Source organism: Photobacterium pectinilyticum (assembly GCF_024357955.1).
GTDB lineage: Bacteria > Pseudomonadota > Gammaproteobacteria > Enterobacterales > Vibrionaceae > Photobacterium > Photobacterium pectinilyticum.
The window spans coordinates 1-22,024 of sequence record NZ_JANEYT010000045.1; the positions used below are offsets into that span (position 1 = coordinate 1).

Genomic DNA, 22,024 nt, shown 5'->3' on the forward strand with positions numbered 1-22,024 from the left:
ATCCACGTTCAGTGCTCTATATTCCTAGCCGATATCCATTGAGATATAAGCGCTAGTGCTTAACCGAATGGCATTAAACCTTGTGTTGGCTTTTCCTAACCAGACAAAGTCAATCATTTTGAAGGGTACTCACCCGTTTTACCTTTATCTGAATCGCTCGTTACAGTCCAGTGCTCGTTAGAATCATATGCTTCATCGCAGATATCTAACGAGAAGCCCATATCCACGATTTCTTTTAATGTGAGGTTATCGGCAAGCTTTGCTATGTCACCTGATTTATTACGTAATTCCATATCCATCTACCTCTTAACAAACGCCCTTTCACCATATTAAATATAGTGGTCATGCGGTCACTTGTCCTGCAAGTAAGAAAAAGGCCCGCAAATTGCGGGCCTTAATTAAGAACGTCATCACTAAATTCATATTGAATCAGAAGCTTAACGCATCGATGTTAAATTTGTTGCCAAGGACCACCAGCATTTCCCGGCTGCTCACCTTTAGTCCACCACTTCGCTTTGTATGTCTGACCATTAAATGTGACTTGATCGCCACCTGAATAGGATTTGCTTGCGCTCCACTCGCCCACACTCCCGTCATCAAATGCTTCCCAGGCAGAGCTATTCCCTGGTTCTTCACCTTTGGTCCACCATTTCGCGGTATATTTCACACCATTGAACAGTACTGTATCACCAGTGTTGTAGACCTTGTTTTGATCCCAAGTCGTTTGGCCAGCTGTCGAGTCAGCTTGTACAGTCACAGCAATCGTCGCGGCTTCACTGGCAATGCCATCAGAAACAGTAACCGTCACATCAACAACGGTATCCACTGTGACAGTAGGTGCAGTAAAAATAATATCAGCACCAGTTGCGGTAGTTGCTATTGAGCCTTCAGAAGCAGTGAAAGTCAGTAAATCACCATCGGCATCTTCCGCTTGGACACTGATCACTACGCTCTGTCCACTCTTCACCGTCGCATTCAACGGCGCAGTCAGTACTGGCGGCGTATTATCTACGATACCGCTACCTTTAACGTTAATAACAACAGAACTCGTGGCCGACTTTCTCCCATCAGAGACTTTCACCGTAACGGTATCTTGCATGTCCGTCGCAGTGTTAGGGGCTTGATAAGTGACAGTCGCTGTACCGTCACCGTTATCAATCACGGTTGCATTAGTCACGGTAAAGCTCAGGAGATCGCTCTCTGAATCTGTCGCAGACACAGCAAAACTGATCACAGCACCAGCATCAACATTTTGCGAGGCTGGTACGGTCAAGGCTGGTGCAGTGTTTACAGTGCCATCACCAGCTGAGAATACCTTGTCGATTGCTTCAGCCAAAGGTGAGCTAAGGTTAGTGCATTGCTTTAGCTTAGTACCGTAGCTAACAAACGAACCTTCACACTTTATATCGCCATGTACCTGCCAGACAATAACACCGCCAAGCTGGTTATCGACAATATACTGCGCTTTTTGCTCGATCGAAGGCACATCGTCATAGCTGAGGAAGTACTTCCCCTTCACCGCGTAAGGAACTTCAGCATTGGCATCCCACATATGCTCCCAGCCCGCGGCTTGCATAATATAGTTATAGTTTGGCTGCCCTTCGAACTCTTTCCAGTTGTCTAGGTCAACAGCAGACTCTGTAGGGCCATCAACACTAAAGTTCACGGTGCGCTTGTCTGTTGGAGCCCCGACATACGCGGTTGCTTCGGTGGTTTGGACCCCACGGCCATAGAACGCCGCACCGAAGTTAATTTTATCTGACGGGATCCCTTTGGCTGCCATCCACACACGAAGATGATCAAGATCTAAATCCTGATACTCTTCTTCCGGGTATGGGTATAGCGGTGCATTGTGCCCCGCAACATTAGACCACCCACCATTTAGGTCGTAGGTCATCATATTGAAGGAGTCCATCGATGCAACCAAGCGTGGCCAATTATAGCCTTCGAGTTTCGCTGTAGAAGCTGAAAATGCCGCTGTCAGCAACTTGTTAGGGCCAATACGCTCGCGGATATCTTCCATTAATAGTTCAAAATTGCCGTAATCTTCCGGGTTACCCTGAAAGTTCATTCCACCGGTTCCTGGGTATTCCCAGTCAATATCGATACCATCGAAGCCCAATGCCATTAATTTATCGACATCTGCCAAGAAACGGGCTTTTTTCACCGGATCCGCCGCCATTTCAGGAAAGTGCTTTGACATACTCCATCCCCCCAGTGACGCCATCACTTTCACCCCTTTCTGATGGGCAAGATCAATCAGGCCGGGAGCACCACCCGCTTTCTTAAGTGGGATCGGCATTTGGCCAGAAACACCGCTTGGTGTATGAAGCCAGCCGTTACCTGATTTAACAAAGCCTTGCTCTTGAACTTTTCGCAGTGCATCCGCTTCCCAAGCTTCATTGCCCGGGAACTGATGGATATACTCTAATTCGCCCCACAGAATATGGAAGTCCCAGCTAGAGTAAACATCCGGATGTAGCAGGGGACCAGGCTCCTGCACAGCACTCGGTTGATAGATATTTTTATTGCGTAAGTCGCCACTGTGTAGCGAACCGTCTTTGGCTACGCCAAAAAAAGAGAAGTTCAAAATGGAGTAAATATCCATATTGACGTTCAAGTGTGTGGCTTCCCCTTTCACACTGAACCCAGCATTCGTCCCTTTCCATGCTTCCCACTGAGTAATATAACCAATGACATTCTTGTCATGGGTTGGAGCGGCCTGGACACTTGTGGCAGTGCCTGCCATCAGCATGGCTGCCATAGCGCATGCCAATTTACTCAGGTGTAATCCCTTTTGCATTTTTGTTCTCCACGTGATGGTTGTACCAACCTACATAAGTGTTTGATCAACCTTGCAGGTTAAAATACTTGATCAACGACTGATCCAGGTTGGTATTATTGGAAGTAAAAATTGAAGGCACATTTTTTCCGCCCTCAAAAAAGTTCCATTAAGTGTTAGCTAGGTTTTTATGATGTGTGAAAGCAAAAATGTACCCCTAGTGGCGTTTTTAATGTCATTTCAAATCAATATGAAATAGTCATGCAAGATAGCGACAAAACATCGATAGCCGTTCAAAATTTAACCGCACAGCAAAACATTGAATGATAGAGAGAAAATATATCGCTTATCTATATGGCTGAAGATCAAAGTCCGACCATTTATCTACCGCAGCCTGTTCCATCCTCACTATTTACCGTTAAAATATACCGATTGAGGCACCGCACGTTAGGCGTGACCCATAATATAAAAAAGGGACAAGCAATGATTAAAGCAGCAACAAATCAATCTCAGGGGATGCTGTTATTTAAACTGACTCATCTGCAGTCTTTTGCCATTGGCACACTTAAGGTAAAAGAAATTGTTCCCTTTACCCCGTTAACCGCTATCCCTCATTCGCATCCGACAGTCTTAGGTGCCGCTACCTTACGCGGCGATACCCTGCCTGTTATTGACATGGCGAAGGCCGTGGGCTATCCCCCTCTTTCTAAGGATGAGCTCAAAAACAGCTATATCATCATTACCGACTGCCGCCGTATGTTGGTAGGTTTTCTTGTCCGAGGCATTGACCGTATTACCGAGTGTAATTGGCACAATATTGACTCGCCGCCCAGCGCTCTGGGTAAGAACGTGTTCGTCACTGGCGTTACCAAGGTTGATAATAAATTGGTCCAACTACTGGATGTAGAGCTACTTCTGTCGAAGGTGTTTCCGGACAACCCAGATAGCCTACAGCCCATTTTGACCGACATGGAACGTGAAGTATTGAGGCCGCTGAAGATTCTACTGGTTGATGACTCAGCGGTTGCAAGACGGCAGTTGTCACAAGCCCTTGACAGTATTTCCATTCCCTACTTTATTGCGACAAATGGTCATGATGCTCTTGAGATGCTCAAGCATGCAGCAGGAGCCGGTACGCCATTTGACATTCTGGTCAGTGACATTGAAATGCCAGGGCTTGATGGTTATGAGCTTGCTTTTGAGGTACAGAACACAACACAACTCTCGCATGCTTATATTATTTTGCACACCTCTCTATCTAGCGAAATCAGCGTATCGCAAGCGCATCAGGTAGGCGCGCATGAAGCGCTGACAAAATTTGAAGCCAATGAGCTAATCCATGCCATGCTTCGCGGCGCTGAAAAGAAGAACAGCTTAACTGTGGCATAAACGCGATACCGTCACATCCGGGAGCTATACACTCCCACATAAAGCCAAATATTCTCGTTTGGCTTTATAGCCCTCCTTTCCCCTCAGCAATAGCATACCCACTCCTTCGTTGACGCTTATTAAAAGGGAATGACATTCCTGTAAAGCTGCGCCTTGTTATAACTTGGGTATAGGGATAAAAAGGTGAAATTAATCTTCACCAGCACGTTCTTTATTCCTAATTAAACTAATCTGATACCCATCCATTGAACATAGATCGCGTTTTCACCTTGGAGGCACTATGGGCGATTCATTAATCTTCGGCATTAATTTTCTATCAGGGCTATTCATTATCTTTGTCGGGCTAGGTGTAGTTGCGGTGATATACATGTACATCACTGACATCCACCAGCACAAGCATGCTATTCGTCATAACTACCCTGTGATTGGCCGTTTCCGCTATTTATTCGAAAAACAAGGGGAGTTCTTCCGCCAGTACTTTTTTGCCATGGATCGAGAAGAAATGCCTTTCAACCGAGCGGAACGAAGTTGGGTATACAAAGCCGCCAAAAACATTGACCGCACTCTTGCCTTCGGTTCAACCCGAAGCCTTGAACCAACGGGGACCATCATGTTCATGAACTGCGCTTTTCCAACACTGGAAGAGGATGCCGTCACTCCTGCCCCCATCACCATAGGTCCCACCTGTCGCACTCCCTATACCACCAGCTCAATTTTCAATATTTCAGGGATGAGTTACGGCGCAATATCTAAGCCAGCCGTCCAAGCGCTGTCACACGGTGCCAAAATAGCGGGTTGCTGGATGAACACAGGGGAAGGAGGCTTGAGTCCTTATCACTTAGAAGGCGGCGCCGATATTGTATTCCAGATCGGTACAGCCAAATACGGCGTCAGGAACGCAGAAGGTCACCTCAGCAAAGAGAAGCTCGAAGAAATCGCGGCTCATCCTCAAGTCAAAATGTTTGAGATCAAAATGAGCCAAGGGGCTAAACCCGGTAAAGGTGGGATATTACCCGGCGGCAAAGTGACAGCCGAGATAGCTAAAATTCGTGGTATTCCCGAAGGTCAAGACTCAATCAGCCCTAACGGACATATCGATATCCGTACTGTTGGGGATTTACTGGATATGATTGATTTCATCCGGCAGACCACAGGTAAACCGGTCGGTTTTAAATCCGTTATCGGTTCGTTAACCTGGTTTGATGACTTTTTGGAAGAAATTGAACGCCGAGGGAAAAACAGTGCTCCGGACTTTATTACCATCGACAGTGCAGATGGTGGTACAGGGGCTGCGCCTCAGCCACTTATCGACTATGTTGGACTACCACTGAAAGAGAGTTTACCGCTTGTTGTTGCCAGACTGGAAAAACACCAGCTGAAAAATCACATAAAAGTCATTGCATCAGGAAAGCTGATCACACCATCCAAAGTGGCCTGGGCCATTGCACTCGGTGCTGACTTTGTCGTTTCAGCCCGCGGGCATATGTTTGCCCTTGGTTGTATCCAGGCGATGCAATGTAACAAAAATACCTGCCCAACAGGCATAACGACGCACAACAAGCGACTACAACAAGGGCTGCATGTGGAAGATAAAACCCAACGAGTCGCCAATTACAATAAGTATATTCATTATGGCTTAGGGGTCATCGCCCACTCCTGTGGTGTATCCAATGCCCGGCTACTTAACAAGTCACACATTCGAATAGTGACAGAGAATGGCTTATCCATCGCACTGGATAAACTCTATGAGAACCATCAATAGACCGTTTCCGTCAATGCGTAATTTCAATCAGAAATTAAAAACAACGTTTTCAATAAACTCAATGGTTAAATAAGCAGCACACAACAACTTATCCTAGGCTAATTGATGGTAATGAACGGTGTTTTAATATACTTTTGGCACCCAGCGCCTTTGAATGCACTCAAAGGCGCATTTTCAACTGTTTTTACCTTGCTCTGACATTGCCTGACAAAAGCCGTGTCAAAGTAACCTCACTGACTGACAACATATTATTAAATCATGATATCCCGCACAATCGCAGCTATTGCATTACTGACAGCATCCGCATTCTCTTACGCTTCCCCTGAGCTGCTTGCCCCTATTGAAGTCCATAATATACAACTTAACGCTGTAGAAACGCTCATCATTGATGGTGATATCAATGACAGCCTACAGCAACTGGTGAACAACAAACTGAAAGATAAAAGTAGCGATTTCTACGTCATTGATGAAATATCAGAAGATACCTTCAACAATACACTGACGGTTGTGATTACCCTGTACAACCAACACCTATCGTTTCTGAGTGAAGATTTGTCTCTCAGCTAAAGACAAAAGATCATATATCAAAAACAGCGCCGCAAAGGGCGCTGTTTATAAATAACTCATGCTAAACATCCCCCGTCAGGAGACTGGCACAACCGCGTGTTGTTCAAGCTTATGCTTCAAGATCTTTAAAGATACAGGCTTAGAAACAAAGTCATTCATACCAGCGGCAAAACATTTATCTTTTTCTTCTTTCACGACATTGGCGGTGAGAGCAACAATCGGTGTAAAACCTCCAGTTTGCTTCTCTATTTCACGGATCTGACGAGTCGCTTCAAAGCCATCCATGACTGGCATCTGGCAATCCATGAATATCACATCAAAGTGCTTCTCTTGGTAGAGATCCACCGCGAGTTGGCCATTTTCTACCACCTCAACAATCGCACCGGCTTTCTCCAACATCATCCTTGCCACTTTCTGGTTGATCAGGGTATCTTCAACCACCAAAACCCTAACCGTCAGTTCGCCTTGCTGTGAGGCTTCGTTCCCCTTAACACTTTCTGTTAATGCTTTAGCACCATGAGTATTATCGCCATCGTCACGCTTGTTTGACTTACTCTTCAACACGGGGGGTTGCACTGCTTCTTCTATCACTTTTTGAGGTTGAGCACGAACAGTATCCTTATCTGGCCGAGACGGCACTGGCTCCAGTACCCTTTCCTTGTCTACCCCCCCTGTTTGTGGAGAGAGCAACTTCAATATCGCCCACTTCAAATGCGCATCTTTATATGGCCTAGTCAGAAAAGATTTTATACCTAGGTTCAGCGCTTTCTCTTCATCATTCATTTCTGGCGCTGCAGAAATCATCATTAACTTCGGACAATTAGCCCCAAAATGCTCCTGTAGCAGCTTGGCTAGTTCAAAGCCATCAAGCAGTGGCATAAACTTATCAATGATCACCACGTCGAAACTGACCCCTTGTGTCATTGCCTTTTCAGCCATCGGGATTGCCATATTTGGATCGAGGCAACTTACCGCTTTTGCTCCAAAAGCTTCGAGTTGCACCGTTGTAATACGCATATTCAACATGCTGTCGTCGACAAGTAGAAAATTCAGTCCTTCAAAAATAGATCGCTCTTCTACAGGGATAGTTACTTTTTCAGATGGTAAGTCAATCACGAAAGAAAAAATGCTGCCTTCACCAAGTTGGCTTTCAACGCTGACCTCCCCTCCCATAAGCTTGACCATTTCCCGGCAGATTGCCAATCCCAAACCGGTGCCACCATATTGCCTTGTCGTACTGCCATCTGCCTGCTGAAATTTTTCAAAAATGGTGTCTTGCTTATCCTTTGCGACTCCAATGCCTGTATCAGCAACTGAAAATTTAACTCGACAATAATCCTTTGTGCTTTTCTGTTGCTCAATAGAAAGCGAGACTTGACCTTTATCGGTGAACTTAATCGCATTACTCACTAAATTATTTAGAACTTGCCTCAACTTAGCCCCGTCCCCCGCTAGCATAGGACTAATACTTTTATCAACCGAGCATGTAAAATTCAGGCCCTTCTCTGCTGCTTTGACTATAAACAGGGACTCAACTTCTTTGTTCAGCTCAAACACATTTAACGGCACAGTTTCCAACTCCAACTGACCCGCTTCTATTTTTGAAAAATCGAGGATATCGTTAATCAAATCAAGCAGAGACAATGAAGAGGTATGGAGCATTCTAATATATTCTTTTTGATCAGTAGGCATCGACATGTCACGCATCAAACCTGATAACCCAATAATGCCATTCATCGGAGTACGGATTTCATGGCTCATATTGGCAAGGAACTCACTTTTCTTCAGGTTTGCCTGCTCTGCAGTTTCTCTCGCCGATTCCAGTTCTCTATAGTGGTGTCGAATGTGTTCTGCGGAACGATTGTACTGCGTGGCCAAGGTTGTCACTTCATCATCAAACCAGCGCTTCGTTAACTGCACAGGAAGCGGGACATTTTTCTCATCAAACTTGGTTACCGAAATAGACATCTTGATTAGCGGCTGAACAACAAGTCGATATGCAATAAACCATATACAAACACAGATAAAGAATATTTGGAGACTATGGCCAAATAGCAGTAAAAGAAACGTATCATAGAGGCTCTGATAAACTGGCTGGAGATCAGACTGGACAACCAAAGTGCCAAGTACAAATTCTTTTTTTCTTGTTTGATACGTCAATGGCCACTGCCGCTCAATAACATCCTCAGCAAGGGGGGTGCCTAGCTCAAGGATAATCTGATCACGGTCGAAAATTTTGACATAAGAAATAGAAGGTAAGCTCAGAACCCCTTCAGCCTGTGTCATTAACAATTCGCGGTCTTCTACCCACAAGCTCGACGTTAAACTGGACTGGTAACTGTCTTTAATTTGGACAAATCGACTGTCTATCTCTTTTAACTCACCTTTGTATTCTAGATACAAACTCAACGTCGTTGACAACAATGTAAATAAGGAGCTCAACAAGATAATCAAAAACAGTAACTGCTTAGCCAAGCTCAATTGACGACTTTTTTTTAACGATCCTGTCACGTCCTTCATCCTTAAACTCGCATCTTCCTATTCCTCTACTAATCTAATAATAGACCTTCAAAACGGAATATTTAGACAAGGATAGAAAATGAAGAAAAAATCGTTATTTTCGTTAGGTTTCGTGTTCGCTCTCCCACTTTTCGCTTCCGAAAGCAATGCTGAAACCATCAATTATTATGTCATTGCCAAACAAGCAGAGCCATTCCAGATTGAAAATGGAAATAAGCACAAAGGCATAGTGACTGATATTGTCAACGCCGTATTTGAGCAAAGCCAATACAATATCCAATACCACACTTATCCCTTCAACCGTATGATCGCCTTACTAGAAGCAGGCGATGAGACAAACTGGATCACCTATGGCAGCCCGCACTGGGGAGGAGTCCAAGCTGAAAACCTATCAAACTCCCCCATATACAATGTTCAACATGTGTTAGTCAGTAGCAACGCCAGCCCCTTTAATTTCAACACGATGCAAGATTTAAAAGACAAGGTTGTTGTCTTATTGCATGGCTTTGACTACCCAGAACTTATTCCTTATATCAAAGAGGGGACGATCGATGAACTAAGAGTTAAAGACTACAGTGCAGCCTTTCGTGTAATAAATAAAATCCCTGGTGATACCGCTTTTGTGGAAATGGCTTCGCGAATTAAGTACAACTTAAAAAAAGAAGACCAGGATAAAAACAAATATATACTGCAGCCTTTTAGTACTGTTATCCCTGACTACCCTATTTATCTCGCATTTGACCCTAAAATGGACCCTGAACTACAGGCGTTTATCAACGAAAGACTCGATACACTAAAGTCAACAGGAAAGATAGATACAATTATTGAAACTTATTTTTAATCAGTCCATAGGTATAAAGCCATCAATACATAAAAAAGCCATCTTCTTCAAGATGGCTTTTTTATAATCATATTTCCGTCGTATTACTTAATGAATGAGTTATCAAACATATGACCTAACTTACTGGCTTTAGTTTTCAAGTACCCCTGGTTATACGGGTTATTTCCCTCTTGTAAAGGAACACGCTCAGATATATTTATCCCCGCTTTTTCTAATGCTTTAACCTTCCTCGGATTGTTTGTCATTAACTTTACCGATTCAATATTTAAAAAGCTCAACATTCCCTTACAGAAAGAATAATCTCTCATGTCTGCCGCAAAGCCAAGTGCTTCATTAGCCTCAACAGTATCAGCACCGTTATCTTGAAGATGATAAGCACGGATTTTATTTATTAGGCCAATACCTCGGCCTTCTTGTCTTAGATAAAAGAGCACACCGCTACCAGCATTTACGATATTCTCCATCGCCCTTGATAACTGGAATCCGCAATCACAGCGAGCGCTGAACAAGGCATCTCCAGTCAAGCATTCCGAGTGCAAACGGATCAGTGGTGGCTCGCCGCTTTTCAGGTCACCGTAAACCAGCGCTAAATGTTCTTTTCCTGTTGCATGCTCAACAAACCCATACATCCGGAATGTACCCCACTGAGTAGGAAGCTTTGCACTATCAACAAAATGGACGTAGTTGAAAGGCTCTTGTTCAGCGAAGTAATCCCTCACTTCCATAAGAATTTTACCCAGTTCATTCTGGCCTTTACCATCACCACCATCCCCCCAGTAACTGTCTTTATGGGAGTGCTCTGTCAATAGCTTGTCACCCGTACTGACCAATAAATGCGTAAAATGTGGATTCTGACGAAATTTTTCAAAAACAATATAACGCATCACTGAATGGCGTACATCCATCCAGTCCGATTTTACCAAGTGGCCATATTTACGGCTTAATTGAAACGCCTCGTCTGGAGTTGAAGCATTTAGTATTTTTTGTTGAACAGAGTGGTCGGTAAACTTCTGAGCTTGATAATAATGTTCGCTGGTTGGCCAAGTAACGTCACTCAACTGAATAGGACTATCGGCAAAATTAGATAAAAATCCGAAATCTTCGTTGGGCTCATAGAACTGAATTTCTTCAATCATTTATTGCACTCCTAATAAATGAACAATTACAACTAATGGTATTGTAATGCCTCCTTTTACTTACAATTAAGTATAGTTAAAGTATGAGAACCACAACAAAAAAGTTAAACTATTTTATTAGCATTTTTTTCGTTGAAAGTTAAAGTCATTATAATTTAGAGCGTTATAGATAAACTATTGGATATCAAACAGAAATTATTACCACAAAATAGTTCTAAAGTGTTAGAAGTCTGCCTAGTCAATTAGCCAACCAAAAAGACTGTAATTAACGAGGACGCATCCTGTTCAAAATTTAAGCAACAGCAAGGAAGGAAGGAAAATATGAGATAAAAAAACGACACCACGATAACTCATGGTGTCGTTTTTTTATCTTTATTAACGCCAAGCCTCAAAACTTAACATTTAAAGGCTTAAGCTTTATTATTCGCTTTTAGGTGCTGTTCGTTTACCGGTCATAAACTCTTCAAGCACTTCAGGTGTCAGTTCACCTGCGGCTTCTAAGCGCTTTAGCTCTTCAACAATGCGCTTTTGCTCGTCAATCGATGGAATAGCCAGCTCAGGCTCTTGTTCGATATCTTCTGGAATAGAAATATTGTCTAGCATCATTTCACTCTTGTTTTGCAGTACCTACATTCAAACTCGGAGCAGTATACATGATTTACAACAAGAAATATTGATCAAAAACCATCAACTAAACTGGCCTATGACCAACTCCGTTTCCACTAGTACCTCGTAGTCATGGTCATGCTTGTGAATCACATGCAGTTCCACTTCACCGAGTTTAGGGTGCTTAAAGTGGTAGTGGCCATCAGGAAAATGGGTGCTACCATCACCTTGAAAAGTGATCACAAAATGTTCAATGAACCTGCCAAGGTCATCAAAACCGTGCCGAGGCTGCTGCGTAACACCACTCACCGTAAATTCTGCCTCATGACCGGATTGATCAAAAACTTTAACCTTCTCACCAACCAACTTTTGTACATTTTCCATCGACATTGGATTTCTAGACATTGTGTTAGCCCTTTCAACAGCCATTCTTCTGTCTTTAAGCGTAAACCACTCACCCTAAAAAACCACAAAGGGCGCCATAAGGCCCCCTTTATCGTTAAATCAACCGGTTAAATCGAGTCATTAAATCAATAGCTATCGTCGTACTCCGGATAAGCGTCACGCTGGCGTGCGATACGGCGCTTTTTCTTCTTTGATGATTGGTCGAAATCTTGAAAATCATCTTCAAAATCGAAGTTGTGTTTTGACTTAGACCCTTTAGAGAATTTTTGATCTAACTTAGCCATGCTTGCTTCCTGAAACCATTCCAGAGTAAGTAACAAATACAGATTAATTGAACGCTGGCAACGACACATGCCAACAGCAAAATATCACTACCAAACCGTATTGAAGTGTAACTTTGGATTATGACAAAAATACTAAAGATCATCGGACCGGCGACAAATAGTATCAAGGTCATCAATCCCATAATGCCATTTGTGATATGCATCTATATTCTCTTATCGCTACCTCCTCCAACTTAGAGGAGATATCGAGAGAATAGGAGATCACCGCAATTTATGTACAACAAGTAATTTTACTGGCCACGATAAAATTTGTTGATGATGTGCTCTTTTCGTTTTCCCGCTAAACACTTTCAATAACTTGATTGAACGGCACTGCTAGCATTGATTCCAGCATATCGGCTTTTTCTGTGTCTTCACGCCATACCAAATACAGCGATTGCTCCATTACTGGTGCGTTTTCAACAGGAAACAGCAAACCATCCTGCACACTGCCCGCAACAACAGGCGAAGGCAAGAAACCCACCCCCTTGTTGTTGATCAAAAACTCTAGCGCCATCTTGCTCGAGTGGGTATGCATAATTGGCGTCTTCTGAAGCTCAACAATCCGGCTATGCTCAACCGAAAAACGTGTTCCCCAATCGAGATACACCATTGGCAGTGACTTCACCTTCTCCATCGTGCAGTTTGTTTCTTTGGTAACGAGCTGCAACTGATAATCACGCACTTTAGTCACCTGCAGATTTTCAATCTTTGGTGGCTCAGAGGTAATCGCTACGTCAACACTCTTATCCAACAATTGCTTCGCCAAGCTTTGGCGAGGAATAGATTCCAAACGCAGTGCAAGCCCATCGACATGCCGATAGATCCGACTTATCCAATCTGAAATACCGTCGAATTCCCAGAACAGCGATGAGGCCCCAATGGTCACTTGCTGATTAAGCGTCTCGGTCAATGCCACATCCTGCCTTGCCCGTCCCCAAGTTTGCAAAATGGCTTCGGCATAAGGTTGGAGGCGTTCACCGGCAGCAGTTAAATGTACATTTCCGCGTTGACGCGAAAACAGATCATTCCCCAGCTGAGTTTCAAGTTGGCGTATACGAAAGCTCACCGCGGACTGGGTTAAAAACAGGTTATCTGCAGCACGGCCAAAGTGGCGCGTTTTTGTTACTTCCAGAAAGGTTCTAAGTAGTTCAGTATCCACAAGGTCCTCGACATCGAAGATAATAGAATAAAGGCGGCATAATACATGTGTATTCCCCCTCATATTAATCAATATTTTTTATCGTGACGAATAAAATTTCTTACTTTACAAATCAAACAACCTGAAAGAATATCTGCGTAAATTACCTTTGGAAGCATAGCCAATGAGAAGTGTAGGCAAATTTTACGACGATAATAATTTCCCACGAGGTTTCAACCGCTCAGGTGTTTTCACTGTTAGCGAAGCTCAAATACTCGAAAACTATGGTCGCACCATGCGCGGCCTCGCTGAAGGTTCATTGATTCCTGAAACAACTAGTGAGCAAGAGTTTTTGGCCGAAATCAGCGGCAGTAAAGAAATTCAAACCAACTATGCCAAGTGCTGGTTTAAGTATTTGAACAAAACCACCAACAAAGTCCGTAGTTACACACTTTGTGTTTCACAGAGAAGGCAAAGTGCTAACGACTTTGATGATGATGATGTCGAGACTGATATCGATATCTTAACTGAGTAAAGTACCTTTACTCATCTATTACCCATTACGAATAAGCCATCCACCTCCGTGCGATGGCTTATTTATTTATACCCCTGTCAAGGTTGACAGTAATTAGGCGACTGCTATGAAAATTTGTTTTGTTATGTATCCGTGGGACAAAGTTGAGCCAGAGAATGACTCGACATTACGTCTGATCCACGAGGCTGCCTCGCGCGGTCACACGGTCGCCATTACAACACCGAATAATCTGACTATGCGACACAGCACAGCTATCGCATTCTGCCAAGTGCTGAAACAGACGGAGGTATCTAGCAATATCCTAAGTTTTTACCGCAAAGCAGAGTTTCGTAAAGTCCAGTTGCCATTGGCAGGTTTCGATGTCATTTTCATGCGCGCCAACCCGCCGCTAGATACCATGGCATTGAACTTCCTCGACTCAGTGCGTGATCACACCTTCATCATGAACGATATCGACGGGTTACGTGTAGCAAATAACAAGCTTTACACTACATCGCTGCCTGATCCGAACAATGAGTTCATCCCGGTGACCCATGTATCGAAAAACCGCGACTACTTGGAGCGCGTGCTGGAAGAACCCCCTAACGATCGCATGATCATGAAGCCGCTGAATGGCTACGGTGGCAAAGGGGTCATCTTGGTTGAGAAAAGTGCCAAGTCGAGCGTGAAGTCACTGTTGGATTTCTATATCGGTGATGACAAGAACTACGTCATTCTTCAAGACTACATCGAAGGTGCTGAAGAAGGTGATGTACGCATCATGATGCTAAACGGCGAGCCTATCGGTGCAATGCGCCGCGTGCCAGCCAAAGACGATGTGCGCTCTAACATTCATGCTGGCGGTAAAGAAGTGAAGCATACATTGACCAAGCAAGAACTGCGTCTGTGTAAGCACATTGGTCCGAAACTGGTTCGCGATGGTCTTTACTTTGTGGGATTGGACGTTATAAACGGCAAACTGGTTGAAGTAAACGTGTTGAGCCCTGGTGGCATCACTCGTATCAACCGCTTGAACCGTACCAAGTTGCAAATGCAAGTTATTGATTTTGCCGAAACGGTTGTTAAGGCAAAAGAAGTCAGCATTACTCGTAAAAATGAATTTCGTCAGGTGATTGCCGATGCTACAACTTTCTGAAGCGGAAATACTGGAAAGGATCCAGCAGTTCATTCCGTTTGAAGCACAGCTTAACGATGGAAGTTTGACCATTCGTATCAGCGAATATCAGCCATATATCGCCACAGCTCTCCATCATGGTCACAACCTGCGCGGTGACCTGATGCCAAACTGTTTGCTTACAGAAGAAGAACGTTACTTCGAGGAAGATCCCTTCACCGGTGATTTCATTTCCTCGCTGCCAATCGTTCTTCAAGGCGAAGACTCGCGCTACGAGTACGACTTGAACCGTGCGCCTGAAAACTGCATCTACGATGAAGCATGGGGCAAACCGGTTTGGCAAACAGCGCTCACCGATGAGGAGCGTGCGGTTTCGCTGGCAAAACACGACGGTTATTACCGTATTCTAGCGTGTCTTATTGACACGCTAGAAAGCCAGTTCGGTCTTTGCCTGTTGTATGACGTTCATTCGTACAACTACCAGCGCATTGACCGTAATGTGCCAGTGTTCAACCTGGGCACAAAGCAGGTCAACACGCGTCGCTGGCGCAAAGAAATTGATAGCTTGGTCGATAAGCTGCGCAACATCGAGCTCCCGAACGTTGAGGTAACCGCTGAAGTCAATGATGTTTTCCAAGGTATGGGCTATCAAGCCAGCTTTGTGAAATCCAACTTCACCAATACACTGATCATGCCGTTGGAAGTGAAGAAAGTCTTCATGGATGAGGCCCGCGGTGAAAGCTTCCCGCTGGTTATTGACAAGCTTCGCGCTGAGATGAAAAACGTACTGACCGAACACGCCGCAGAAACCATTTTGCGCCGGACAAAGGTTAAAAAGCTGACAGGCAGCCATGTGCTGGCTTCTAAGTTGCCTCGTGAAGTACTCAAGCTCGATCGCCAACTGTTTTCGATTGCAAGGGGTGTCAATACACTTGGCTATATCACCCCGCTGAATATCAAACAGGAAAAACGCCGGTTCTTGCACCGTCCTTATGACTACCAGTTGAACTTTACTTATCGTCAGCTGGATTTGGACCCGTTCAAGTTCCGCGAGCAACTATACCGCTTGCCGGTAGAAGATATCCGTGACGCGGATATCCAAGCAATGTACCGCAAGGTGATTGATCAACTCGCGGTTCGTATCGACTTGCTGACCAGTATTGGTAGCGATGAGTTCCTATACAACTCGTTACGCTACTATGGCCAGCCGGATCAGAACGATATCGCCAACGCGAATTTCTTCTTGCACGCCGGTGAATACAGCGAACCAGAAGAGGAAACCATTTCAGCCCAAGAAGCGATTCAGGCTTTTAAGCAAGCCGCCGATGAATATGGGTTGAAATGTAAAGTTGCAGGTTCTAAACAGCTTATCGCCCGTGCAATGGTCAGTGGCCGGACAATCAAGGTTAACCAAACGGCAAAATTTAACCGTAAGGATCTTGATGCCCTTATCCACCATGAACTAGGGGTTCACCTGGTAACTAGCGCCAATGCCGATATACAGCCATTGAAGGTGCTTAAATTGGGTTTACCGGGCAACACCCATACCCAGGAAGGCTTGGCGATTTTATGTGAGCATTTATCGGGTAGCTTCCCTCTACACCGTTTAAAAACACTGGCATTACGTGTGGTGGCCGTCGATATGATGGTCAAAGGTGAAAGCTTTAATGAGACCTTCCATGTGCTAAAACATGATTATGGGATCAGTAACGATCAAGCCTTCACCATTACGGCCCGTGCGTATCGTGGAGGAGGCTTCACCAAAGACTACCTCTATCTGAAAGGGTTGAAAGATGCATTGCATGCCTATGCCAATGACAATCTGACATCGTTGTTTATCGGTAAAACTGGTTTTGAGTTCAAACCATTGCTTGATGAGTTAATCACCCGTGAGATCCTCAAAAAGCCGACTTATATGCCAAAAGCATTGGCTATGAAGGATACCAGCGATCCTATCATTAACTACATGCTCAAATGCATTAAGTAACGCCGGCTTCAAAACATAAAAGCCGCGAGAGTCATTCCTTGCGGCTTTCTGTTATGTCAATTCACTCACACTCTTTTTGCTCGTAAGCAATGACAGAAACAATCGCACCGTCTTGATCGCTGATAGCACAAATACGGCCAACACCGGGAATATCTTTGGGCTCATAGACAGCACACCCGCCCGCAGTCTTCGCTGCTTCTACCGTCGCATCAACATCATCAACCGTAATATAACTCCCCCAGTGGTTGGGAATATTCTCATACCCTTTGGGTTTACCCATGATACCGCCAACAGGTTGACCTCCCGCTTTGACAATATGGTAGGTCCCCTCCTCCATTGGCATCGCTTCAACTTCCCAACCGATAACCTGACGGTAAAATGCTATCGCTTTCTCAGGATCATCAGTCATTAACTCAGACCAGCTGAATGCACCATGTTGCTCAAAAACATTTGCCATACGTTTCTCCTTATCGACAATATACCAATCTGGATAAGCATTTAATCAAGGATTTGCGCAAGAAAAATCGTTGTTATCAAGGCAGAGATTGCAGCAACTAGTGGCGCTAATTATAAAATCTCTAACACAGAGAACAGCGATTTTAACCAGCAAGACTGATCAAATATTTATGTAGGTTGGTATTACATATCTGCTATTAAAGCTAGCCCAACTCGTCAAATCTGGGCCTATTTATACTGCTTTTCAATAAAAATACACGGGGTAAAATCACCTCTTGCTATCTTGATCCGAATTCTGTTTTTTAATGATTTTGACATGCACAGTACTTTGCTTTTATCAGTATGAAGGATACGATGAACCAATGTATCGTGAGAATTAGAGAGGATTGGTCGGGTAAACATGGACGATATCCAGCGGGCACTGGATGCCTACAATAGCCCCAGACGCCACAACTTCAATTTAAACGGCAAAGCCGTCTCGAACCTTGAAGCCGTGCAGCATTTCTTATCTCAAGCTTTGTGCTTGGCAAAGGATACTGGAAAAGCTGATATCCTCATGACCATGGCCAACATCAATAGCTTCCAAGGGAATATAGACCAAGCAATACACAGCTATAATCAAGCATTGTTAAGCGCTAACCACCACCAGCAGATCAAACTCAATAGCTACCTTGCGGTATGGCATCATTTCCTAGGAAAGCCTCAACTCGTCACTGCGCACATAGAGCAAATCTCTCATCTCGATCCAAAAAGTGCAAAGGCTATAACGGGTGTTATCACTATTATTGAAAATAACCTCGATACCCCTATCCTTTACCACCACACTGGCTCTCTCCCAATATCAAACTGTTCTTCACGCCATGCCATTGTAACGCTAGGTTATAAGCTCAATAGCGACGGCTCTATCGCTAAGCCTTTAGTACTGAGACTGAAGCACACCCTCAAGCTTGCGACCCAGTCACCAAACAGCTTAATCATTGTCACTGGTGGTGTTGAGACAGCTGGCATCACCGAAGCCGATCAGATGCAAACATGGCTAGTCGAAAAAGGAGTAAGTATCAGCAGAATAATAAAAGAAGAAAAAGCGGCCAACACCATAGATAACGCCCAGCTCAGCCTGGAGATATTGCAACGTCGCCAAATCCAACATGCCACTTTGGTTAGCGCGTCGATTCACGTACACCGTTCACAAATACTGTTCGAGACCATTCAAGATAGCCAGCAACAAAACGGCTACAAAATGCCTGACTCCCACATCGCTTTTAACCATCTCGCCGTTGATGACGAATTATCACCCGGGCGTTTTCCTAGCGGTCAAACACGCATTAACTGTTACATTGATGCGCTGCGTGGTTATGGGTTGGCGGCGTTTAGTTGTGGTGACCTTCGACAAATATGATCAAAAATAAAAAGGACCCGTCATGGGCCTAATTTCCACCCCCCTCATGGGCCGGATCAAATCAATAATAAAACCCTTCATACTGGGTATATTCAAAAGGCTCTAGCTCGTACTTACTTTCAAGGAAGGTAATAAGATCAACCAAGTCTGTTACTGTCATGACATCGTTATAACTTGGCATTATGGACTCACCCGAACGCATCACTTCTTCGGGTTCATATCCCTTGGCAATTCGGTGTGATGGATTGATAACGGAAACAACCAGTTCCTGATATTTTTTCAGGCTTGTTACCTTTCCGCCCAGCGCGACATTGACACCGGACTCATCCAATACCTCCGGCCGCTCATAGCCTTCCATTATATGACAGCTTAAGCATTGATAGTGCTGGAACAATTCTTCACCATGAGACACATCCCCCGGAGGTAACGTAAACGTTGCGGTATTTCCGCGCTCTGACGGTTCACAGCCGGTCAGCGCGATGGTCAATATAGAACCAAGTAGCAATGGGAAAAGTTTCATAAATCACCACCTGTTTTTGCTTAGATTTGTCAGCAGATTCTGTGGCTATGATAAGTGTAGAAGGATATAGAACGAGATAGTTGCCAAATCAGCAACTGTCTAACACTTGATTGACTGCGATCAAAAAACAGCTGTGCGTTCAAAGACAGAACAGAAGCTATCTTCGCAAAAATCAACGGTAGATTCCCTTTGCTTACATGGTTAGGATTAGCGATGAGCAGCTTACTGATATATGTGTCATCCTAATCGGACGACAATAATGTTCAGTTATGCGCTATAAACTAAACGAATACACCTTGATTAGTGAGAGTTACCCAAATGTCTAACGTAGTTCAGTTCTCGGCTTTCAGTGGCAACAAAAATAGCAGCATTCCCCAATCTAACAAACCACTGAGTCCAAAGGTATTAAGAGAGCAAGCGGCTATAAAGCAAGACAAACGCTGTTACTTCTGTGGTGAACGCAAAGAACCGAAAGAGCTAAACTGGCTTGATAAGACCGGCTTCAAGGCAAAAACGCATGTTATCTGTAGCGCCTGTAGTTCTGGTGCCAAATCACGTTCAATGGATGAGCTGCGAATAATTCTTGCGCTAAAAGCGTTGGATTTCAGAACGATAAAACTGCAGCAATACCTTGAGCTAAGAGAAAAAGGTGTTCAGATAGACGGTGTACGAGAATATAAGTTCTACTTTGAAAATGTAGCCAATAACCCTGTTCAGGTATAGTAATCTTCTTACTTTGATGCGCTAATCAAAAACAGCCTGGCAAAAGCCAGGCTGTTCAATAGATATCTGTAAACGAGGTAATGAGTTAAGTTATACCAATCTCGATATGTAGTTGATCAAGTATTTGCACTGGAGAAATCGTTGTTATCAAGACAGATATTGCAGTAACTAGTGGCTCTAATTACAAAATCTCTAACATAGATAGCAGCGATTTTAACCAGTAAAACAGATCAAATACTTATTTAGGTTGGTATTATAGTAGGAACAAAAAAAAGCCTCCGCATAAGCAGAGGCAATACCAGCAAATAACAAACACTTTTGAATCGCCTTCAATATAGCGTCAGCAGCAAACATAAACTTACCATTATGCGCCACCACCGTTAATTGCCAGCAGATAGTGTATTTTACTGGCTCACTTTTTCTTGAATAATGACAACGATACCCTCGACCCTTATGACTTCAACCAAGGTGCCTGCAGGTATGTTGGACTCTGATTTAGCGGTCCACGTCGTATCACCGAGTTGCAAACGCCCTTGCCCAAGCGGGAAATCATTTTCGAGTACGCATGTTTGGCCTATCAATTGTTCTGAGCGCTGATTCAAACTGCGTTGCTCGTCACCGGCTCTATCTTGTTTGTGCTGATAGCGCCACCACAACCAAGTCGTGAACAAGCAGAACACAGCAAAAGTCAGCCATTGCATTTCCCAACCTAATGGTAGGAAGAACATGATCGCTCCAACCAACAGTGCTGATACTCCTAGCCATAGCAAGTAACCTGCTGTGCCTAATAATTCCAATAGCAACAATACCAGCCCTAGCGCTAGCCAGTGCCAGGCGTTCATTTGCTCAAGTAACGTGATCATACCAGCTTACCTTTCTCTCCTTCTTTACTGCTCCCTGACTGGCTGAGGATCTCAGTGATCCCCGCAATTGAACCCATCAGGCCAGTCGCTTCCAGAGGTAACATAATAACTTTACCATTCTCCGCTTGGCCTATCGCTTTCAACGCATCAGTATATCCCTGGGCAATGAAGTAGTTCACCGCTTGAAGATCCCCGTTGGCAATGGCATCGGACACCATAGCAGTCGCTCTGGCTTCTGCCTCTGCCGCCCGCTCCCTTGCTTCTGCTTGCAGAATAGCGGCTTGCTTATCACCTTCCGCCCGCAAGATTGCAGATTGCTTGTGGCCTTCAGCTCGCAAAATTTCAGCCTGTCTTACCCCTTCAGCTTCTAGAACCTCTGCTCTCTTATTACGCTCCGCTTTCATCTGAGCATTCATTGCTGAAGTCAGATCAGCCGGTGGTTGCACATCTTTTATTTCGATACGAGTGACTTTAACACCCCAAGGGTTTGTGGCCTGGTCAACAATGGTCAGTAGCCGTCCATTAATGGTGTCTCGCTGTGATAGCATCTCATCGAGCTCCATCGAACCAAGAACAGTACGGATATTAGTGAGGGTTAGATTACGGATAGCATGTTCAAGATCAGTCACTTCATAAGCGGCTTTTGGCGCATCGATGACCTGCACAAAACACACCGCATCAATGGTAACATTGGCGTTATCTCGTGAAATTACTTCTTGCGCCGGAATATCCAGCACTCGTTCCATCATATTGATCTTGTTACCGACTTGGTCGATAAAAGGCACAATCAAATTCAAACCAGGACGAAGGGTTTTGGTATAACGCCCAAAACGTTCTACGGTCCACTCACTACCCTGTGGAACGGTTTTAACACCCGAAGCAATAAACACTATTGCCACTATGATAAATACACCAACAGTGACCAAAGTATCGTACGGCATGTGGCTCTCCTTAA

21 protein-coding genes are annotated in these 22,024 nt (G+C 44.3%); 9 read left to right on the forward strand and 12 right to left on the reverse strand.

What is annotated here, in order from left to right:
• Positions 1-113: 113 nt before the first annotated feature.
• On the reverse strand, positions 114-293 hold the full coding sequence (locus NHN17_RS17050; RefSeq protein WP_255043840.1) for a hypothetical protein: 180 nt from the start codon (positions 291-293) through the stop codon (positions 114-116).
• Positions 294-451: 158 nt separating this feature from the next.
• On the reverse strand, positions 452-2,803 hold the full coding sequence (locus NHN17_RS17055) for a glycosyl hydrolase family 18 protein (RefSeq protein ID WP_255043841.1): 2,352 nt from the start codon (positions 2,801-2,803) through the stop codon (positions 452-454).
• A 462-nt stretch (positions 2,804-3,265) separates the two neighbouring features.
• Here NHN17_RS17055 and NHN17_RS17060 point away from each other — a divergent pair, with 462 nt between their 5' ends.
• From NHN17_RS17060 to NHN17_RS17070, 3 genes are all read left to right on the forward strand, one after another.
• Positions 3,266-4,171, forward strand: a complete 906-nt coding sequence (locus NHN17_RS17060; protein WP_255043842.1) for a chemotaxis protein — start codon at positions 3,266-3,268, stop codon at positions 4,169-4,171.
• A 280-nt stretch (positions 4,172-4,451) separates the two neighbouring features.
• Positions 4,452-5,933, forward strand: a complete 1,482-nt coding sequence (locus NHN17_RS17065; protein ID WP_255043844.1) for an FMN-binding glutamate synthase family protein — start codon at positions 4,452-4,454, stop codon at positions 5,931-5,933.
• A 258-nt stretch (positions 5,934-6,191) separates the two neighbouring features.
• Positions 6,192-6,500, forward strand: coding sequence for a hypothetical protein (locus NHN17_RS17070; RefSeq protein WP_255043845.1), 309 nt, complete (start codon positions 6,192-6,194; stop codon positions 6,498-6,500).
• A 75-nt stretch (positions 6,501-6,575) separates the two neighbouring features.
• Here NHN17_RS17070 and NHN17_RS17075 read toward each other — a convergent pair whose 3' ends face one another.
• The gene (locus NHN17_RS17075; RefSeq protein ID WP_373689574.1) at positions 6,576-9,020 is read right to left on the reverse strand and encodes a response regulator; all 2,445 of its coding nucleotides are present in this window, start codon (positions 9,018-9,020) and stop codon (positions 6,576-6,578) included.
• Between the two features lie 79 nt (positions 9,021-9,099).
• On the opposite strand from NHN17_RS17075, the gene NHN17_RS17080 reads away from it, so the two are divergent.
• Entirely contained in the window at positions 9,100-9,861 is a 762-nt protein-coding gene (locus NHN17_RS17080; RefSeq protein WP_255043848.1) for a substrate-binding periplasmic protein, read from the forward strand.
• A gap of 83 nt (positions 9,862-9,944) precedes the next feature.
• Here the strand turns inward: NHN17_RS17080 and ribA are convergent, their stop codons facing one another.
• From ribA to hdfR, 5 genes are all read right to left on the reverse strand, one after another.
• Positions 9,945-10,997 carry a GTP cyclohydrolase II gene (ribA, locus tag NHN17_RS17085; protein ID WP_255043850.1) on the reverse strand — a complete coding sequence of 351 codons (1,053 nt, stop codon included), beginning with the start codon at positions 10,995-10,997 and terminating at the stop codon, positions 9,945-9,947.
• A 420-nt stretch (positions 10,998-11,417) separates the two neighbouring features.
• Positions 11,418-11,600 (reverse strand): restriction endonuclease subunit S domain-containing protein, encoded by a 183-nt coding sequence (locus NHN17_RS17090; RefSeq protein ID WP_255043887.1) that lies wholly within the window; start codon positions 11,598-11,600, stop codon positions 11,418-11,420.
• Positions 11,601-11,684: 84 nt separating this feature from the next.
• Positions 11,685-12,008, reverse strand: a complete 324-nt coding sequence (locus NHN17_RS17095) for a DUF6916 family protein (RefSeq protein WP_255043852.1) — start codon at positions 12,006-12,008, stop codon at positions 11,685-11,687.
• A gap of 125 nt (positions 12,009-12,133) precedes the next feature.
• Complete coding sequence (locus tag NHN17_RS17100) at positions 12,134-12,292, reverse strand: hypothetical protein (RefSeq protein WP_255043853.1); 159 nt, start codon at positions 12,290-12,292, stop codon at positions 12,134-12,136.
• A 340-nt stretch (positions 12,293-12,632) separates the two neighbouring features.
• Positions 12,633-13,493 carry an HTH-type transcriptional regulator HdfR gene (hdfR, locus tag NHN17_RS17105; protein WP_255043855.1) on the reverse strand — a complete coding sequence of 287 codons (861 nt, stop codon included), beginning with the start codon at positions 13,491-13,493 and terminating at the stop codon, positions 12,633-12,635.
• A gap of 163 nt (positions 13,494-13,656) precedes the next feature.
• On the opposite strand from hdfR, the gene NHN17_RS17110 reads away from it, so the two are divergent.
• The 3 genes from NHN17_RS17110 (at position 13,657) to NHN17_RS17120 (ending at position 17,108) form a co-directional block, all read left to right on the forward strand.
• Positions 13,657-14,007: a MaoP family protein gene (locus NHN17_RS17110; protein WP_255043857.1), complete on the forward strand. Its 351-nt coding sequence runs from the start codon at positions 13,657-13,659 to the stop codon at positions 14,005-14,007.
• Positions 14,008-14,113: 106 nt separating this feature from the next.
• Positions 14,114-15,142: a glutathione synthase gene (gene gshB / locus NHN17_RS17115; protein WP_255043859.1), complete on the forward strand. Its 1,029-nt coding sequence runs from the start codon at positions 14,114-14,116 to the stop codon at positions 15,140-15,142.
• Positions 15,126-17,108: a flavohemoglobin expression-modulating QEGLA motif protein gene (locus NHN17_RS17120; protein ID WP_255043861.1), complete on the forward strand. Its 1,983-nt coding sequence runs from the start codon at positions 15,126-15,128 to the stop codon at positions 17,106-17,108. Before gshB ends, NHN17_RS17120 begins: the two co-directional genes overlap by 17 nt.
• Before the next feature lie 61 nt (positions 17,109-17,169).
• Here NHN17_RS17120 and NHN17_RS17125 read toward each other — a convergent pair whose 3' ends face one another.
• Complete coding sequence (locus NHN17_RS17125) at positions 17,170-17,565, reverse strand: VOC family protein (RefSeq protein ID WP_255043863.1); 396 nt, start codon at positions 17,563-17,565, stop codon at positions 17,170-17,172.
• Between the two features lie 399 nt (positions 17,566-17,964).
• Between NHN17_RS17125 and NHN17_RS17130 the strand changes: the two genes are divergently transcribed.
• Positions 17,965-18,963 (forward strand): YdcF family protein, encoded by a 999-nt coding sequence (locus NHN17_RS17130; RefSeq protein ID WP_255043864.1) that lies wholly within the window; start codon positions 17,965-17,967, stop codon positions 18,961-18,963.
• 61 nt (positions 18,964-19,024) lie between these two features.
• Here the strand turns inward: NHN17_RS17130 and NHN17_RS17135 are convergent, their stop codons facing one another.
• The gene (locus NHN17_RS17135; RefSeq protein WP_255043865.1) at positions 19,025-19,483 is read right to left on the reverse strand and encodes a cytochrome C; all 459 of its coding nucleotides are present in this window, start codon (positions 19,481-19,483) and stop codon (positions 19,025-19,027) included.
• Between the two features lie 318 nt (positions 19,484-19,801).
• Between NHN17_RS17135 and NHN17_RS17140 the strand changes: the two genes are divergently transcribed.
• The gene (locus NHN17_RS17140; protein WP_255043866.1) at positions 19,802-20,206 is read left to right on the forward strand and encodes a hypothetical protein; all 405 of its coding nucleotides are present in this window, start codon (positions 19,802-19,804) and stop codon (positions 20,204-20,206) included.
• Positions 20,207-20,610: 404 nt separating this feature from the next.
• On the opposite strand, the gene NHN17_RS17145 is transcribed toward NHN17_RS17140, so the two are convergent.
• A complete protein-coding gene (locus NHN17_RS17145) occupies positions 20,611-21,069 on the reverse strand; it encodes an NfeD family protein (protein ID WP_255043868.1) in 459 nt (152 codons plus the stop codon).
• The gene (locus tag NHN17_RS17150; RefSeq protein ID WP_255043869.1) at positions 21,066-22,010 is read right to left on the reverse strand and encodes an SPFH domain-containing protein; all 945 of its coding nucleotides are present in this window, start codon (positions 22,008-22,010) and stop codon (positions 21,066-21,068) included. Before NHN17_RS17150 ends, NHN17_RS17145 begins: the two co-directional genes overlap by 4 nt.
• Positions 22,011-22,024 lie beyond the last annotated feature (14 nt).